Source organism: Bacteroides sp. 51 (genome assembly GCF_010500965.1).
Classification (GTDB): domain Bacteria; phylum Bacteroidota; class Bacteroidia; order Bacteroidales; family Bacteroidaceae; genus Bacteroides.
On record NZ_QVMI01000004.1, the window covers coordinates 185695 to 203707 of the forward strand.

General features: G+C 45.4%; 11 protein-coding genes. 7 read left to right on the forward strand and 4 right to left on the reverse strand.

Annotated features, from left to right (window positions below; genetic code table 11):
* The 6 genes from D0T87_RS05475 to D0T87_RS05500 all read left to right on the forward strand — a co-directional run bounded on the left by D0T87_RS05475 (nt 1) and on the right by D0T87_RS05500 (nt 10850).
* A complete protein-coding gene (locus D0T87_RS05475) occupies nt 1-1599 on the forward strand; it encodes a xylulokinase (protein ID WP_163173605.1) in 1599 nt (532 codons plus the stop codon).
* 64 nt (nt 1600-1663) lie between these two features.
* Entirely contained in the window at nt 1664-4018 is a 2355-nt protein-coding gene (locus D0T87_RS05480) for a glycoside hydrolase family 127 protein (protein ID WP_163173607.1), read from the forward strand.
* Between the two features lie 128 nt (nt 4019-4146).
* Nucleotides 4147-6078 (forward strand): glycoside hydrolase family 97 protein, encoded by a 1932-nt coding sequence (locus tag D0T87_RS05485; protein WP_163173609.1) that lies wholly within the window; start codon nt 4147-4149, stop codon nt 6076-6078.
* Nucleotides 6079-6163: 85 nt separating this feature from the next.
* The gene (locus tag D0T87_RS05490; RefSeq protein WP_239063504.1) at nt 6164-7699 is read left to right on the forward strand and encodes an alpha-N-arabinofuranosidase; all 1536 of its coding nucleotides are present in this window, start codon (nt 6164-6166) and stop codon (nt 7697-7699) included.
* Between the two features lie 121 nt (nt 7700-7820).
* A complete protein-coding gene (locus D0T87_RS05495; RefSeq protein ID WP_163173613.1) occupies nt 7821-9830 on the forward strand; it encodes a transketolase in 2010 nt (669 codons plus the stop codon).
* Between the two features lie 432 nt (nt 9831-10262).
* Nucleotides 10263-10850 carry a hypothetical protein gene (locus D0T87_RS05500; protein ID WP_163173276.1) on the forward strand — a complete coding sequence of 196 codons (588 nt, stop codon included), beginning with the start codon at nt 10263-10265 and terminating at the stop codon, nt 10848-10850.
* 27 nt (nt 10851-10877) lie between these two features.
* Here D0T87_RS05500 and D0T87_RS05505 read toward each other — a convergent pair whose 3' ends face one another.
* The 3 genes from D0T87_RS05505 to rpiA form a co-directional block, all read right to left on the reverse strand.
* On the reverse strand, nt 10878-11951 hold the full coding sequence (locus D0T87_RS05505; RefSeq protein WP_163173615.1) for an N-acetylmuramoyl-L-alanine amidase: 1074 nt from the start codon (nt 11949-11951) through the stop codon (nt 10878-10880).
* A gap of 255 nt (nt 11952-12206) precedes the next feature.
* Nucleotides 12207-13895 (reverse strand): polysaccharide lyase, encoded by a 1689-nt coding sequence (locus D0T87_RS05510; protein ID WP_163173617.1) that lies wholly within the window; start codon nt 13893-13895, stop codon nt 12207-12209.
* 270 nt (nt 13896-14165) lie between these two features.
* The gene (rpiA, locus tag D0T87_RS05515) at nt 14166-14864 is read right to left on the reverse strand and encodes a ribose 5-phosphate isomerase A (protein ID WP_163173619.1); all 699 of its coding nucleotides are present in this window, start codon (nt 14862-14864) and stop codon (nt 14166-14168) included.
* A gap of 168 nt (nt 14865-15032) precedes the next feature.
* On the opposite strand from rpiA, the gene D0T87_RS05520 reads away from it, so the two are divergent.
* Nucleotides 15033-16433 carry a glycoside hydrolase family 28 protein gene (locus D0T87_RS05520; RefSeq protein WP_163173621.1) on the forward strand — a complete coding sequence of 467 codons (1401 nt, stop codon included), beginning with the start codon at nt 15033-15035 and terminating at the stop codon, nt 16431-16433.
* Between the two features lie 151 nt (nt 16434-16584).
* On the opposite strand, the gene D0T87_RS05525 is transcribed toward D0T87_RS05520, so the two are convergent.
* A complete protein-coding gene (locus D0T87_RS05525) occupies nt 16585-17979 on the reverse strand; it encodes a glutamate decarboxylase (RefSeq protein WP_163173623.1) in 1395 nt (464 codons plus the stop codon).
* Nucleotides 17980-18013 lie beyond the last annotated feature (34 nt).

The window sequence follows — 18013 nt, forward strand, 5'->3', positions numbered from 1 at the left end:
ATGAAACCAGACGCAAAATCAACCATCGAAACAGGCAAAGCCATTCTGGGTATAGAACTCGGTTCTACCCGAATAAAAGCCGTTTTGATTGACCAGGAGAACAAGCCCATTGCCCAGGGGAGTCACACTTGGGAGAACCAGCTGGTCGATGGACTTTGGACATACAGTATGGATGCCATCTGGCATGGATTGCAGGATTGTTATGCCGATCTGCGTTCGAATGTAAAGGATGCATACGGCATAGAGATAGAGACATTGGCTGCCATCGGCGTAAGTGCCATGATGCACGGCTATATGGCATTCAATGAGAAAGAAGAAATTCTCGTGCCTTTCCGCACCTGGAGAAACACCAATACAGGGCAGGCAGCAGCAGAGTTATCAGAACTCTTTGTATACAATATCCCTTTAAGATGGAGTATTTCTCACGTGTATCAAGCCATCCTGAACAACGAGGCGCACGTGCCGGAGATTAATTATCTGACTACGCTTGCAGGATACATCCATTGGCAGATGACAGGTAAAAAGGTGTTGGGCATAGGCGATGCATCGGGTATGCTCCCTATTGACCCGGCCACCAAGAACTATTACACCGCTATGGTAGATAAGTTCGACAACCTGATTGCAGACAAGAAATTTGGTTGGAAGTTACTCGATATTCTGCCCGAAGTACTGTCTGCCGGTGAGAATGCCGGATTCCTCACAGCAGGAGGAGCCAGCAGACTCGACGTCTCGGGACACCTGAAGGCAGGCATACCTGTTTGCCCACCCGAAGGAGATGCCGGCACCGGTATGGTGGCAACCAACGCCGTTAAGCAACGCACTGGAAACGTATCGGCAGGAACCTCATCATTCTCCATGATTGTATTGGAGAAAGACTTGTCCAAGCCCTACGAAGTGATTGATATGGTCACCACCCCCGACGGAAGTCCGGTGGCTATGGTGCATTGCAACAATTGTACTTCCGATCTGAATGAATGGGTCAGCTTATTCAAGGAATATCAGGAATTGCTGGGCATACCTGTAGATATGAATGAAATATATGAAAAGCTCTACAACCATGCGCTTACAGCCGATAAAGATTGTGGCGGACTGCTTTCATTCAACTACGTCTCGGGCGAACCGATAACCGGATTTGCCGATGGAAGACCCTTGTTCGTTCGTTCGGCAAGTGACAAGTTCAACCTTGCGAATTTCATGCGGGCACACCTGCATGCTTCTGTCGGTGTTCTTAAGATTGGCAATGACGTCCTGTTTAATGAGGAAAAGATCAAAGTCGACCGGATCACAGGACATGGAGGTTTGTTCAAGACCAAGAACGTAGGTCAGCGGATACTTGCAGCAGCATTAAACTCACCCATTTCTGTAATGGAAACAGCCGGTGAGGGTGGTGCCTGGGGTATTGGCCTATTGGCTTCCTACCTGGTGAATAATGAAAAGAATCAATCTCTTGCCGACTTCCTGGACGAGCATGCCTTTGGCGGAGATGCAGGTATTGAGATTTCACCTTCGGTTGAAGATGTAGAAGGCTTTAGCACATACATCGAAAACTACAAAGCAGCATTACCCATCGAGGAAGCAGCGGTGAAGTTTAAAAAGTAACCATTCTGCTTATTATACTGTAGGGGCGGTTCACGAACCGCCCTTACACCTTATATCAAAAAAAATGAAAACAGCCCTCATCACTTACTTACTCTTTTTCTGTTTTCTCCTTACCGGGAAAGCTCAAACCCTGGAAAAGGTTTCCCCTTTCCCCCTTCAAGATGTCGAACTGCTGGAAAGCCCTTTCCTGCAAGCCCAACAAACGGATTTAAAATACATCCTGGCTATGGAGCCGGACAGATTACTTGCCCCATATTTGCGGGAAGCCGGACTCACCCCGAAAGCCCCTTCCTATACCAACTGGGAAAACACCGGATTGGATGGGCATATTGGTGGACACTACATTTCGGCCCTTTCTATGATGGCAGCCACTACCGGAAACAACGAGATCAAGCAACGTCTCAACTATATGGTAGACGAACTAAAACGCTGCCAGGATGCCGTAGGAACCGGATTTATTGGCGGTACCCCCGGCAGTATCCCCATGTGGAACGAAATCAAAGCAGGAAACATCCGTGCCGGAGGCTTCGACCTCAACGGTAAATGGGTGCCCCTCTACAATATACACAAAACCTATGCAGGCTTGCGCGATGCCTGCCTCTTCACAGGCAACACCACTGCCCGCGACATGTTGATCAAGCTCACAGACTGGATGCTCGATATTACATCCAATCTATCTGACGAACAAATGCAAGATATGCTCCGCAGTGAACATGGTGGCCTCAACGAAACATTTGCCGATGTATATGCCATCACCGGTGACGAGAAATACCTGACTCTTGCTAAACGCTTTTCGCACCTGGCCATTCTTAACCCGCTTTTAGTTAAAGAAGATAAACTTACCGGACTGCATGCCAATACGCAGATTCCCAAAGTGATAGGCTATAAGCGAATTGCCGACTTAGACGCCAACCTGGCGTGGGACCGCGCATCCCAATTCTTCTGGGAAACCGTAACCCAAAACCGTTCTGTTAGCATGGGCGGAAATAGCGTACGCGAGCACTTCCACCCTGCCGATAACTTCGAGCCTATGATGGTTGACATCGAAGGACCGGAAACCTGTAACACTTACAACATGCTTCGCCTGAGCAATATGTTTTTCCAGACGACTGCCGAAACCCGCTACATGGATTTCTACGAACGTGCCCTTTACAATCACATACTTTCTTCGCAAGAACCTGAGAAAGGCGGATTTGTGTACTTTACCCCCATGCGCTCCGGACATTATCGCGTATACTCGCAACCGGAAACCAGCATGTGGTGCTGCGTAGGCTCCGGCCTCGAAAACCACACCAAATATGGTGAGATTATTTATGCTCATTCCGATAATGATATTTATGTCAACCTTTTCATCCCTTCCCGCTTGGAATGGAAAGACAAAGGAGTTACATTGGTTCAGCAAACCCGTTTTCCCGACGAGGAGAAAGTATATCTGCAAATAGAACAAAGCAAGAAAAAAGCCTTTAACCTCAGGCTCCGCTATCCAAGTTGGGTCGAAGAAGGCAAACTTACCGTAAACGTAAACGGAAAGCCACAGCAAATCAACGGAAAGCCGGGAAGTTATATCACCCTTAACCGTAAATGGGCGAAAGGAGATAAGATTGAACTAACTCTCCCCATGAAACTAAAAATGGAGCAACTCCCCGATAAAAGCGATTATTATTCCTTTATCTATGGCCCTATCGTTTTGGCCACCAAAACCGGAACAGAAGATATGACAGGTCTGTATGCCGATGATAGTCGCGGCGGACATATTGCCCACGGACACCAAATCCCGTTACAAGATATGCCGGTTATGGTTGGAGAAGCCAATCAGCTCCTCTCCTACTTCAAAAAATCATCGGGCAGTGATATCCGCTTCAATTATACAGGAGAAGTTTATCCGGAGAAATTCAAATCGCTGGATTTTATTCCGTTCTTCCGTCTGCATAATTCACGCTATGCGGTATATTTCCGTCAGGTTACTCCTAACGGACTGGAACAACTTAAAGAAGAGATTACCCGCAAAGAACAACAAAAAGCAGAACTTGCCGAACGCACTATCGACCTGATCTATCCGGGCGAACAACAACCGGAGTCGGATCATTTCATCAAATATGAAGATTCGCGCACCGGCACCCGTGATAATCGTCATTTCCGTTTAGCCAAGGGATGGTTTAGCTACGAACTAAAAGTGAAAGAAGAGGCTTCGTCGATCATGCTTGTTCTTCATAAAGGAGATAACAAACCCGAAACAAAGATATTCGTTGGAGATGAAGAGATCAGCGCCTCACCCACTGTCGCTGATTTGGACGAAAACTTCATCACCTGGATATATCCACTCCCCGGGAAGCTTGCCGTAGGTACGCAAACCATCAGGTTCGCAGCGGAAAAAAGCGGGCAAACGTTCCGTGTTTACGAGGTCCGGTTATTGAAATAAACCGCAGAGTTACGCAGAGTTGCGCAAAGGCATAAATTGGAGTTTAAAACTCTGCGGTAATCTGCGTAACTCTGCGGTTAAAAAGATAAAAAAGTCAAAGCATAACAAACTATAAATTCACAAAACCCATGAAAAAGAAATTAATCTCCGCTTTCCTTCTGCTACCGGTACTAGCCGTAGCGCAAGAAGTACAAAGCCCGGACGGTTTACTGAAAGTCAATTTAGAGTTGAATCAAGGTAAGCCCAGTTACAGTGTTATTTACAACAACAAAACCATGCTGGAATCGTCTCCGCTAGGATTAGAAACCAGCATTGGCAGCTTTGCCCAAGGATTAACAAAAACGGGAGAAGAAGTCAACCAGATTGACGAAACCTATACACTCCCCCACGCCAAGGCCAGTCGCATTCATTATGTAGCGAACGAATTGATCAGTAGTTATACCAATTCCGAAGGCGATACTTTACAGATTATCTTCCGCGTAGCCAATAACGACATATCGCAGGCCTACCGGATTCACTCTGCTAAAAAGACACATTGTACTATTAATAAAGAACTTACCGGATTCGATTTCCCATCGCACACCACTACCTTCATTACTCCACAAGCTCCGTGGGGCGAAGGATGGATGCGCACAAAACCTAGTTACGAAGAAGAATATACGCTGGACGAACCTATGGGTACCCCATCTAAGTACGGAATAGGTTATACCTTCCCTGCTCTCTTCCATGTGGGCAATGATGGTTGGGTACTCATCTCCGAAACCGGGGTGAGCAGCCTGTATGCCGGCACCAAACTCAGCGAAGGCGACCGTGACGGTCGGTATAGTATCGTTTTCCCTGAGAAAGAAGAAAACCACGGTGTAGGTGACGCTACTGTAACCGCACGCCTCCCCCTGCTCACTTCATGGAAAACAATCACCGTGGGCGAAACACTAAAACCAATCGTAGAAACGACTTCTGCCTACGATGTTGTTAAGCCGTTATATGAACCTTCACAGGTTTATAAACCAGGAAAGTCTACATGGAGTTGGATTCTGTGGCAAGACGTCAGCTGTAATTATCAGGATCAGGTTACTTTTATTGATCTGGCAGCCGATTTAGGTTATGAATACATCCTGATTGATGCCCTTTGGGATAAGCAAATCGGTTACGAAAACATGCCTTCACTCATTCATTATGCACAGTCCAAAGGAGTAGATGTTATCCTGTGGTACAATTCAAACGGTTCATGGAACGATGCCCCGCAAGGCCCTCATAATCGTATGGATACTGCTCCGGCTCGTCATAAAGAAATGAAATGGATGAAATCGTTGGGCGTTAAAGGTATCAAAGTAGACTTCTTTGGAGGCGACAAACAAGTGACAATGAAGTTATACGAGGACATACTAACGGATGCCAACGAATATGGTATCTCTGTAAACTTTCACGGTACAACCACTCCTCGCGGATGGGAACGTATGTATCCTAACCACATCACCAGCGAAGCTGCCCTCGTATCCGAGAATCTCGTTTTCAACCAATATTGGACAGACAGGGAAGCGTACAGCAGTACCATCCTGCCATTCACTCGTAATGCGGTGTCGGGAATGGACTTTGGACCAGTGTTCTTCAACAAACGCTACTCTAAAGATCAAACCAGCGGCACTATCCGTAAAACAACAGATGCTTTCCAGGTAGCTAGTTCGGTTATTTACCAATCGGCTATCCAACACATGGGAATCACTCCAAACAACCTGGACGAACAGCCCGGTTATGTTCTCGATTTTGTTAAAACTGTTCCCACCGTTTGGGACGAAACCCGCTTCATTGACGGATACCCAGGCAAATACTTTGTTGTGGCCCGCCGCTATGGCAACAAATGGTACATTGCCGGTAGCAATGCCGAAGATCAACCCAAGAAGCTAACTCTTTCGTTACCCTGGCTCACGGGACAAGATGTTTCTGTTATCTACGATAACGAAGATCGCACAGCGGGATTCAAAACCGCAACGGTTAATAAGAAAGGGCAACTGGTTATTGATATGCAGCCTTTGGGTGGCGTAGCCATCTATACGAAATAAGAACACATTTATTCCCATTAAACATATATAAATTAAACAAATCATGAAAAGTTTTATCACATGCAGTCTTATTGCCATTAGTGTCATGACTGCGCATGCAGAACCTGGCATCGGCACCTTGCCGGCTGCACAGAAGAGCGCCACGATCAATGGAAGCATCAGCGATGCCAAACAAATTATCCCTAAAGAAATCTACGGTCAGTTTGCCGAGCATCTCGGAACCTGTATCTATGGTGGACTTTGGGTAGGCGAGAATTCTAACATCCCCAATACCAATGGTTATCGCACCGATGTACTGAACGCATTGAAAGACCTTAAGATCCCTGTACTTCGTTGGCCGGGTGGTTGCTTTGCCGACGAATACCACTGGATGGATGGTATCGGTCCTAAAGAAAACCGTCCTAAAATGGTAAACAACAACTGGGGTGGAACGATTGAAGACAACAGCTTCGGCACACACGAGTTCCTGAACCTGTGCGAGATGCTGAACTGTGAACCTTATATCAGCGGCAACGTAGGTAGCGGCACGGTAGAAGAATTGGCTAAATGGGTGGAATACATGACCTCCGATGGTGATTCTCCGATGGCTAACCTTCGTCGTAAGAATGGTCGTGACAAAGCATGGAAGGTTAAATACCTGGGTGTAGGTAACGAAAGCTGGGGTTGCGGTGGCGACATGCGTCCGGAATACTATGCCGACCTGTACCGCCGTTATGCTGTGTACTGTCGTAACTACGACGACAATCGTTTGTATAAAGTGGCCAGTGGCGCCAGCGATTACGACTACAACTGGACGGAAGTCCTCATGGATCGCGCCCGCAGACAAATGCATGGTCTTTCTCTGCACTACTACACTGTAAAAGGATGGAGCGGAAGCAAAGGCTCAGCTACTCAATTTGATAACGACGATTACTACTGGACGCTTGGCAAGTGCCGTGAAGTAGAAGATGTATTGAAAAAGCATATCGCCATCATGGACAAACACGACCCACAGAAGCGTGTTAACTTGCTACTCGACGAGTGGGGAACCTGGTGGGACGAAGAACCGGGCACGATCCGCGGGCACCTTTACCAACAAAACACGTTGCGCGATGCTTTCGTAGCTTCGCTGTCGTTCGATATTTTCCACAAATACACCGAGCGTCTGACGATGGCCAACATTGCACAAATTGCTAACGTATTGCAGTCTATGGTGTTGACCAATGATAAAGGGCAAATGGTATTGACTCCAACATATCATGTATTCAAGATGTACACCGTGCACCAGGATGCTATGCATATTCCACTGGATATCAACGCCGATAAAATGATTGTACGCGATAACCGCATCCTTCCGATGGTGAGCGCTACGGCTTCTAAAGACAAAAACGGTGTGGTACACATCTCTTTGTCGAACGTTGATCTGGCCAACGAACAGGATATTACCATCAATCTTACCGATTTGAAGGCTAAAACAGTTACCGGCGAAGTGTTGACTTCTAAGAACATTGATGATCACAACACGTTTGACAATCCGAATATCGTAAACATCAAGGAGTTCAAAGGGGCAAAACTCAACAAGGGAACATTGCAGGTGAAGCTCCCTGCCAAGTCTATTGTAACCTTAAGAGTTGAAAATTGAAAGTTGAAAGTTGAAAGTTAACTATGCAGATGATTGCGCAGCCAACTTTCAACTTTCAACTTTCAACTTTCAACTTTTAATAACTATCTTTGCAAAAAATAATCTAACTTACTTATTTCTTATGAACGATCTTAAACTTATGAACCGTGCGGCTGATAATATCAGAATCCTTGCTGCATCAATGGTTGAAAAAGCGAACTCCGGTCACCCGGGAGGTGCAATGGGAGGTGCTGATTTTGTAAACGTACTCTTCTCCGAGTTCTTAGTATACGATCCCGAGAACCCAACGTGGGAGGGTCGCGACCGCTTCTTCCTCGACCCGGGACATATGTCGCCTATGCTTTACTCTGTGCTTGCTATGACTGGCAAGTTCACGATGGACGAATTGAAGGAGTTCCGTCAATGGGGAAGCCCAACACACGGACACCCGGAAGTAAACGTAGCCCGTGGCATCGAAAACACTTCAGGTCCATTGGGACAGGGGCATACATTTGCCGTTGGAGCAGCCATCGCAGCGAAGTTCCTGAAAGCACGTTTCGGTGAGCGTATGAACCAAACCATCTACGCTTATATCTCGGATGGTGGTATTCAGGAAGAAATCTCTCAAGGTGCCGGACGTATTGCCGGAAACCTGGGATTGGACAACCTGGTGATGTTCTACGACTCTAACGACATCCAGCTTTCTACCACTACCGACGAAGTGACCAGCGAAGATGTGGAAATGAAATATCGTTCATGGGGATGGCACATTATCAATATCGACGGAAACGATGCACAATCCATCCGCGATGCGTTGAATGAAGCCAAAAAAGAAACAGAACGTCCTACGCTGATCATCGGTAAAACCGTGATGGGTAAAGGCGCTCTGAAAGCAGACGGATCGAGCTACGAGAGAAACTGTGCCACACACGGTGCTCCTCTGGGTGGCGACGCTTATAAGAATTCAATCAAAAACCTGGGGGGCGATGTAGAAAATCCATTCGTTATCTTTCCTGAGGTAGCCGAAATGTATGCTGCACGTGCTGCCGAGTTGAAGTTGATCGTTGCCGACAGATATGCCGAAAAAGCGGCCTGGGCAAAAGAAAATCCTGAATTGGCTGCCAAGATGGAGATGTTCTTCTCCGGCAAGGCTCCGAAAGTAGACTGGGAGGCTATCGAACAAAAACCGGGCGCTGCTACACGTAACGCTTCGGCTACGGTTCTTGGCGCATTGGCTACTCAGGTAGAAAATATGATCGTTGCTTCGGCCGACTTGTCTAACTCGGACAAAACAGATGGATTCCTGAAGAAAACGCATGCATTCAAGAAAGGTGATTTCAGTGGTGCATTCTTCCAGGCAGGTGTATCCGAGCTTACTATGGCTTGCGCATGTATCGGTATGTCGCTTCACGGTGGTGTGATCGCTGCCTGCGGTACATTCTTCGTATTCTCCGACTACATGAAGCCAGCTGTACGTATGGCTGCCATCATGGAGCAACCCGTGAAGTTCATCTGGACACACGATGCGTTCCGCGTAGGTGAAGACGGTCCTACTCATGAGCCGGTAGAACAAGAAGCACAAATCCGCTTGATGGAGAAACTGAAAAACCATAAGGGACACAATTCTATGTTGGTTCTTCGTCCGGCCGATGCTGATGAAACAACGGTAGCTTGGCGCCTGGCCATGGAGAATACAACAACTCCTACAGGATTGATCTTCTCTCGCCAGGACATTGCTCAACTTCCTGCAGGAACTGATTACAATGAAGCTGCCAAAGGTGCTTACATCGTTTCCGGAGCTGATGCTAATCCGGATGTTATCCTTATCGCTTCCGGTTCTGAGGTGTCTACACTGGTTGCCGGTGCTGAATTACTTCACAAAGATGGCATTAAGACTCGTATCGTTTCTGTACCATCCGAAGGGCTGTTCCGTAGCCAAAGCAAGGAATACCAGGAATCAATCATTCCTACCGGAGCTAAAGTATTCGGTCTGACTGCCGGACTTCCTGTGAATCTTGAAGGCTTGGCTGGTGCCAACGGAAAAGTATTCGGTCTGGAATCATTCGGTTTCTCTGCACCATACAAGGTACTGGACGAGAAACTTGGTTTCACTGCCGATAACGTATATAAGCAAGTGAAAGCAATGCTATAAGATATATACTATCAATAAGGAATCGGCTTGTGTCTGTAAAGATATAAGCCGATTTTTTTGTTTCAGAAACGGATAAAAAGAAAAGAGATTTAGCTCGTTTTTCATTCTTTTCAGCAGAGAGATATAAGTCGCTGATAATTAACACGATAAAGAACGATATAAAATCAAGAAAAAAACGATTCGACAAAAAAATATTTTTGATGCATCAAAAATATTTTTTTGTCGAATCAAAAGTTTTTCTTTGATGCATCAAAAGTTCTCTATCAACAAATAATAGTAAAATCTTTCTTCAAATAACCCCACCTTTTGTACGTTCTATTTATCCTTCTAAAATTTGAGTTTCAGATTTGAACGAAATTCGCATAAAGAAATAACGCTTTTCATGGAAATATTAATAAATTTGTAGCATAAAACTATTCAAAAAGCATAGAAATGAAAACCAAACCTTTTTTCGGAATATTGATATTATTCCTTAGCACAATCTGTTTTGTTAGTTGCAATGATGATAACAGCAATAAGTGGTATGATAGTATGTCCGATGGCGGTCCATTCTACACAGGAAGCGTATTGAGATTCTATTATGTAGACGAGGAAGGGAACGATCTGATCAATCCCGAAGATTTCAGCACGCTACCGGTTACAAGTTTAAAGCAATTGGACTCCCAGCCTGTTATTGAATCGTACGACAGGCATTATAACTATAATAACGAATATAACCATATTCAGTATAATGAATACACAGGGTTATATAACTTCTTTACTTTTGCCTTTGGAGATTCGAGACAAAGCAATTATACATTTTATGTATATTATAAAGGGGTTGCCGACAGGATGGACGTAACTTTCCAATACCAGGATTATAAAGTTAACAGTGGACAAGATTATATCAGTAGCACTATATCATGGAGCGTAAATGGTGTAGAGGTTTATAATATTGAAAAACCTTCAATGAGAAAATATGTCTATCTGGTTAAAAAGTCAGACGGCACCACCAGCGTTGTTATTGATGAAGAAAATTAGTCGTTTTTTTGACTGCCAGATTTTATCTTACTGCCTTTTCTTCTTATACTGCGTATAGTCCTTCACAAACGCCTCGCACATCCAGTTTGCCAGTGCCTGACGGTTGTCATCAATCACAATGCGACGCTGATCAAGCGAATGTTGTATGTTTCCCAATTCCACAAATACGGAAACAGGAACGGTATTATTCAATACATACAAGCTTCGTTCGCTTACTGTTCCGGTAAACCCGCGCCCGGGTTGGTGACGATTATATTTTCCGGCAAATGTACTCTTCATGGTATTGGCCAGCTGTTTGCTTCCGGTTTTAGGCGAATGGTAGAAAAATACATCCGTTTGTTTACTCTTGCTTCGGCTATCGATATGGATAAATATTCCGCGGGCATAACCTTTACCGTCTTTCCGGTTCAGTTCGTTTATCTTGGCCGAACGCTGGTTTAAACGTGCCACCTGGCCCAGAGGGATAGCGGCTCCCATGCATGTTTCGCGCTTACTGTTTTTCAATATCCGCTCGTCGCGTATGCCATCCACTGCATCCTGAATGATGATATGAACCTTTGCCCCTTTCATCATGAGGTTCCGAGCCAGGCGTAAACCGATATCATACGCATACTCATCTTCATGCAGGTCGTGCCCATCCATCTTCCCTATCGCGCCCGGATCGGGACCACCATGTCCGCTGACTACATAAAAGGTTGCTCCTTTCAGTTCTGAAGATTTTATTTCGTACCCGGCCAACTTCTTACCGAATAAAGGTTCCCGCTTTTTGGTTCCTACCGCATAATTATCTTTCCCGGTAGGTTTGGTTTGGGGCGTCGCCTGAGGTTTTTCCTTCACGGCTTCCCCTTTCGGAGCGGTACTTCCTTTTCTGAGCGGCGGCAAGGTATATGACACCCCCATTAACAGGGAATTACCTTTTCCCAGCTTTTTCTTATTCAGTTCAATAAACTGCTTCTGATATTCCGCTCCCGGACGATTGTGCCGGATTAAAAGACTCCTTACTCCATCGCCATTTTTAGGCTTCACTTTCTCTTGTGCAAATGCAGGTGCACAAGATAGTATCAGACTGATAAAGAGTAGAATGATTCCCTGGTACTTCATTTTAGGTAATTAGCATATTATGCTTTCAAAAGTATAATAATTCCGCCTATATACATAATAAATGAAGAAATTATTTACAGTTTTTTTTGTAGAGGCGGGGCTTGTGCGCCCTTGACGCCGGATGGTGAAACTAATGATACACCTGGCGGCGCTAAGAGGCTGTCTCAAAAGCCTTTTTCATCACGTCATTGCGAGGGTTACCAATGACGAAGTGGATTTACAGACTTATGAGACAGCCTCCTACGACAAATTCTTTTAGAACAAACTCTTACGCTTTGCCAGTGTATCGTAGTTATTCTTCAGATCCTTCCAATCTACTTTTTTAGTTGGATCAATCCCATTGATATACTTCTCGATATTGGTATAACCATCGTCATTGCAATCCTGCACAGCATCCGAAGCATCATTCGGATTCAAACCATACTTGGTTTCCCAAGCATCGGGCATACCATCGCCATCGGTATCTACATACGGAGTTCCAGTGTATTCGGGTAGTCCGCCTACCTGACGGATATCGGTAATGATGCCCTGCTTGTATGAGTCGGCAGGCAGTCTTCTCTTCACATACTTGGCGTCAAACTCATAATCCGCTGCATTGGCCACATAGAAAGGTTTACCTGTTCTTACCGTTTTCACGATGCGTTCATCCACAGCATCACGTTTGGGGAAAGTTGCCCCTACATTGTCCAACACAAATTTATAGGCTTCTTTTGCCGGCATAATCGTTACATGGGCCATAGGCATGGCTTCATCCACACGAATCTGGCTTTCGAAACGTCCGGCATTAGGTTCGTTATACACCTGCACGCCACCATCCCAGTTGTTCTTCGTTACATTAGGATAACCTTCGGTGATATTACCATTCACATAGGCTTTACCAAAAGTGTCGGGCTTATTCTTATCGCGACTCGATTCGGGTTTCAGAATACGGTAAGCAATCGGCTTATCCTTCGGAGTGATAGGACCCGGCTTAAAGTAGTTGTTGATAATGTTATAAAAGCTCTTTTCATCGCCACCATCTACCGAACGGTTCCACCAGTTAAATGCAATGTTATTCACAAAGTTAAAGTCCCCATCCATACCCACAGAGGCATTACGGCTGATGTTCGATGCGAATAAGTTGCGGGCAAACATACTGTTATGTCCCCCGATCGTTGCCCCAAAAGCATGGTTATAGCAGTCCAGCGCTTCGGTAAAAGCAGAGTTCTGAATTGTGATATTCACAGTAGGCAGCTTCATTCCGTATCCATCTTCCTGACGGTTATATACATGGCGGTACATGGACATATTTTCGTCCAATCCCCAGCTAGCCGAAACGTGGTCGATCATAATATTGCCTACTCCGTTGCCCCCCAGCGCATCATCCCGGCGATTTACATCTTGCGCACCACGACGGAAACGCATATGACGGACGATGACGTCGTGTGTATCGATCAGGAAGCTCTCGCCTGTTACACAAACTCCATCACCGGGAGCAGTCTGTCCGGCAATTGTGATGTAAGGAGCACGAACATTGATCGGAGTTTTCAGGCGGATAATACCTGCTACGTTAAATACAACAATACGGGCGCCACCGGTTTCGCATGCTTCACGAAGGGTACCGGGACCTGCGTCTTCAAGAGAAGTTACAACAATGACTTTGCCTCCACGTCCGCCGGCAGTGTACATGCCACCACCTTCTGCACCGGGGAAAGCCGGAATGTCAGCTTTCAGCAAGTCTTCGGGTTTAGCCGCCCAGGGTTTATACGGACGGCCTTTAGCAGCCTCTTCCATAACAACCGGCAGAGCTTTTTCCCAAGCCTGATCGGATTTACGATCAATCTCAGCACCGAGTCTGGCACCTTCGGCCTTTACATCTTCGGGAATAACAGGATACTGAGCAAATAAAGGCAAACAAATAGCTGCACATCCTAAAGCAGCTACCACTTTCTTCATGTAGTTCATAAATATGGTTATTGGTTTATTCAATATAGACAGGACGGACGAAGAAAGTTTTTGTAATATGAAGAACGCATTTTACTTTAACTGGCGTGTGTTTCAGTTAAAACGGATTGGAAAGGAGTGATTTACTGTAGGGGCGGTTCGCGAACCGCCCAATGCCCAGAATACACAGGAAACCATTTCCGGACGGTTCGCGAACCGCCCCTACAGCTAATCATTTACATCAAAACCCAGCCAGAAACGAGGAAAACCGAATAATCTTAAGTTAAACCTTTAGATACTTAATATCTTGATATTATAGCCAATAAAAAGCCCACTTTCAATCACCCCTGTGATTTTCTTTATCTCTTTTTCCATCGAACTGTGGATAGAATCAAACCAGGCATCAAGAACAAAGTTACCGTTTTCGGTAAAGATAGGACCATCTTTTCCTTTAGCCATACGCAATATGACTTTTGTTGCTCCCAGCATTCTTAAACGTTCTTCTACATAAAGCAATGCATTGGGAAATACTTCTACCGGAACGGGGAATTTAGAACCTAAACGGTCTACAAATTTCGACTGATCGACAATGATATATGTTTCCTTGCTGTTGGCAATCAGCAGCTTTTCCTTAAACATAGCACCACCGCGACCTTTGATAAGGCTCATTTCCGGGTCCACCTCATCGGCGCCATCGAATGTCCAGTCGGGTTTCTTTTCCCAAAGCGTCGTTTGCGGAATACCAAGCTGTGTACATGTCATTGATAATTCCATTGAGGCAGGGATAACTTGTACATTGAGTTTCTCTTTCTTAATCCGCTCGGCCATAGCCAATGCAGCTACGTAAACCGTAGAACCGGAACCCATGCCAATTACATCTCCATCTTTCATTTTTGCTGCGATTTCGGCAGCCACCCGTTCTTTTCCTTCGCGGTTGATTATCGCATCCGACCATTGCAGGTTTTCGATAATCGTGTCCTTCCATTCCATATAATTTGCCAGTAATGATTTAGTTTAAAAGATATGCAAAGGTAGCTATTTTAAGTACATTTCTACATCAAAGTGTCAATTATTACTGTGTTTCGAACAAATTATAGCCTTAGATTCAGGATATAGAATATATTTTTGCATAAACTATAAATTCAAAAAACAAATACCATGAAACGATTTTTAGGAGTCCTTCCTATGCTGGCATTTGCTATTATAATGCATGCAAATCCTATTGATGCGGCATTCAAAGAAGCAGCAAAGGTTGAAAAAGAAATCAAGAAAACATCTTTCGCGAAAGCAGTATACAACATCACAGACTTTGGTGCCAAACCGGATCATGTAAGTGAACCTTGCCACGAAGCCATCAATCAGGCCATTGTAGCTTGTAGTCTGAATGGCGGAGGTACGGTAGTTGTTCCTAAAGGAACGTTCTATACGGGACCGATTACAATGAAAAGCAACGTAAACCTACATGTTTCCGAAGGAGCAACATTGAAGTTCAGTACAGATCAAAGCCTGTATTTCCCCGGAGTAATTACCCGTTGGGAAGGGATTGACTGCTATAACGCCCGTCCGCTGATTTATGCGTACGGCGAAACAAATATTGCCGTAACCGGAAAAGGGACCATTGACGGACAAGGTTCTAACGAAACCTGGTGGCCGATGTGTGGCGCTCCGAGATATGGCTGGAAAGAAGGTATGGTAGCTCAACGCAACGGCGGACGCGAAAAGCTGTTGATGTATGGCGAAACTTCTACCCCGATCTACAAACGCGTAATGACACCGGAAGACGGTTTACGTCCGCAAATGATCAATTTCTATTCGTGTAATACTGTTCTGATTGAAGATGTTACATTAATAAATGCACCTTTCTGGGTAATTCATCCTTTGTTCTGCGAAAGCCTTATCGTTAGAGGTGTACAGATCTTCAACCGCGGACCGAATGGCGACGGATGCGACCCGGAATCATGCAAGAACGTATTGATAGAGAATTGTATGTTCGATACGGGCGACGATTGTATCGCTATCAAATCGGGTCGTAACAACGACGGGCGCAAATGGGGCATCCCCAGCGAAAATATCATTGTCCGCAAATGCCAGATGAAAAACGGGCATGGCGGCGTAGTGATCGGAAGCGAAATCTCGGGCGGTTACCGCAACTTGTATGTGGAAGATTGCGAGATGGATAGCCCCCTACTGGACCGTGTGATCCGTATCAAAACAAGTACCTGTCGCGGTGGGCTGATCGAGAATGTATTTGTACGTAACATCACCGTAGGCGAATGTAAAGAGGCGGTACTACGTATCAATCTGCAATATGAAAACCGGGAAAAGTGCCAACGCGGGTTTACTCCTACTGTACGCAATGTACATTTAAAGAATGTGACCAGTCAAAAAAGCCAATACGGTGTATTGATTATTGGGTTGGATGATTCGAACGATAACGTATATAATATCAGTGTAGAGGATTCGCATTTTAATAATGTAGCAAAAGACGGGAATCAGATTACAGGTGCAAAGGATGTAACGTTTAAGAACCTGTATATCAACGATAAGTTGGTAGATTAAGCTGCCAACGGCTTGGCACCGTACTGTCAGGAGCTTGGCACTGTACTGCCAACAGCTTGGCAAGCTACTGCCAACAGCTTGGCTGTGCAGTGCCAAGCCGTTGGCAGTACGGTGCCAAGCTGTTAATATCAACTTAATGTTTTGCGCAATCTTAGGAGTGATTGAACCCACCAGCTTCTTTTTCGGTAAATCCGTGAGTTACCGGGTTCTTTTGGAAATAATCGATACAGCGTTTCAAGTCCTCAATAAGCAGATCGGCCATATCGCGGCTGAATCCATGACGAATCAACACACGCTGGATAACCATATCTTCACAGTTAGCCGGCAACGAATAAGAAGCAATCTGCCATCCGCGGGTACGCATACGATCTGAAAGATCATATAGGTTAAAGCCCGGATTTACATCCTTCTTCAACATCCATGCTGCACCGGGAAGTGCCGACTTACCATCATAGAGCAAATCGAACAGTCCAAGTTTCTTCACCTCTTCGGCAATGTAGATGCCATGATCCAGACAAGCCTGCTGAATACGTTTGTACCCTTCGCGGCCATGACGAATAAAGTTATAGTATTGTGCTATGATCTGTCCGCCCGGACGAGAGAAGTTAAGCGCAAAGGTCGGCATATCGCCACCCAGATAATTCACACGGAAAATAAGATCCTCGGGTAAATCGGTTTTCTCGCGCCAAACCACCCAACCCACACCCAGAGGCGAAAGTCCATATTTGTGTCCGGAAGCATTGATAGACTTCACACGGGGAAGGCGGAAATCCCACACAATATCTTCCTGAATAAACGGAGCGATAAAACCACCGCTGGCAGCATCTACGTGGATAGGAATATCCAATCCTTTTTCTTCCTGTAGTTTATCCAACGCTTCGCTGATGGCCTTTACGTTTTCATATTCCAGCGTAAAGGTGACGCCAAATGTAGGGACAACACCAATGGTATTCTCATCCACACGCTTCAATACCTCTTCCGGAGTCATCAACAAACGATCATGCTCCATAGGGATTTCGCGGATTTCCACATCAAAATAACGGGCAAACTTATGCCAGCATATCTGCACCGGACCGGTTATAATGTTAGGCTTATCCGTTGGTTTACCCTCTTTTTCTCTTCTTTGGCGCCACTTCCATTTCAAAGCAAGTCCGCCCAACATGGCAGCCTCGCTGGAACCTGTAGTAGAGCAGCCAATGGTAGTTGCACTCTGTGGAGAATGCCAGAGATCGGCAAGAATATGCACGCAGCGGTTTTCAATCTCTGCCGTCTGAGGATATTCATCTTTATCAATCATATTCTTGTCCAGACACTTATCCATTAATACATGGATGTTGGAATCTAGATCCGTCTGACAGAAAGTAGCCAGGTTCTGCTTTGCATTACCATCAAGCAAGAGCTCATCGAGAAGAAGATTCCGAACCAATTCCGGATCACTCGAATTATTACATAATTTATACTTAGGAATGGCCTGGGTTGCGGCCGGTTGCGCATAATCGTCAAAAATGCTTTCACTTTTGTCGGAGTCGACTAAATGTAACGCCATATCTTTTCGGGTTTAAGGGTTAATACTGTTTCTT

Excerpts from the sequence above, each read along its gene's own strand:
- D0T87_RS05475 (WP_163173605.1), top strand. The coding sequence starts at position 1 with ATGAAACCAGACGCAAAATCAACCATCGAAACAGGCAAAGCCATTCTG.
- D0T87_RS05480 (WP_163173607.1), top strand. The coding sequence starts at position 1,664 with ATGAAAACAGCCCTCATCACTTACTTACTCTTTTTCTGTTTTCTCCTT.
- D0T87_RS05485 (WP_163173609.1), top strand. The coding sequence starts at position 4,147 with ATGAAAAAGAAATTAATCTCCGCTTTCCTTCTGCTACCGGTACTAGCC.
- D0T87_RS05490 (WP_239063504.1), top strand. The coding sequence starts at position 6,164 with ATGACTGCGCATGCAGAACCTGGCATCGGCACCTTGCCGGCTGCACAG.
- D0T87_RS05495 (WP_163173613.1), top strand. The coding sequence starts at position 7,821 with ATGAACGATCTTAAACTTATGAACCGTGCGGCTGATAATATCAGAATC.
- D0T87_RS05500 (WP_163173276.1), top strand. The coding sequence starts at position 10,263 with ATGAAAACCAAACCTTTTTTCGGAATATTGATATTATTCCTTAGCACA.
- D0T87_RS05505 (WP_163173615.1), bottom strand. The coding sequence starts at position 11,951 with ATGAAGTACCAGGGAATCATTCTACTCTTTATCAGTCTGATACTATCT.
- D0T87_RS05510 (WP_163173617.1), bottom strand. The coding sequence starts at position 13,895 with ATGAACTACATGAAGAAAGTGGTAGCTGCTTTAGGATGTGCAGCTATT.
- rpiA (WP_163173619.1), bottom strand. The coding sequence starts at position 14,864 with ATGGAATGGAAGGACACGATTATCGAAAACCTGCAATGGTCGGATGCG.
- D0T87_RS05520 (WP_163173621.1), top strand. The coding sequence starts at position 15,033 with ATGAAACGATTTTTAGGAGTCCTTCCTATGCTGGCATTTGCTATTATA.
- D0T87_RS05525 (WP_163173623.1), bottom strand. The coding sequence starts at position 17,979 with ATGGCGTTACATTTAGTCGACTCCGACAAAAGTGAAAGCATTTTTGAC.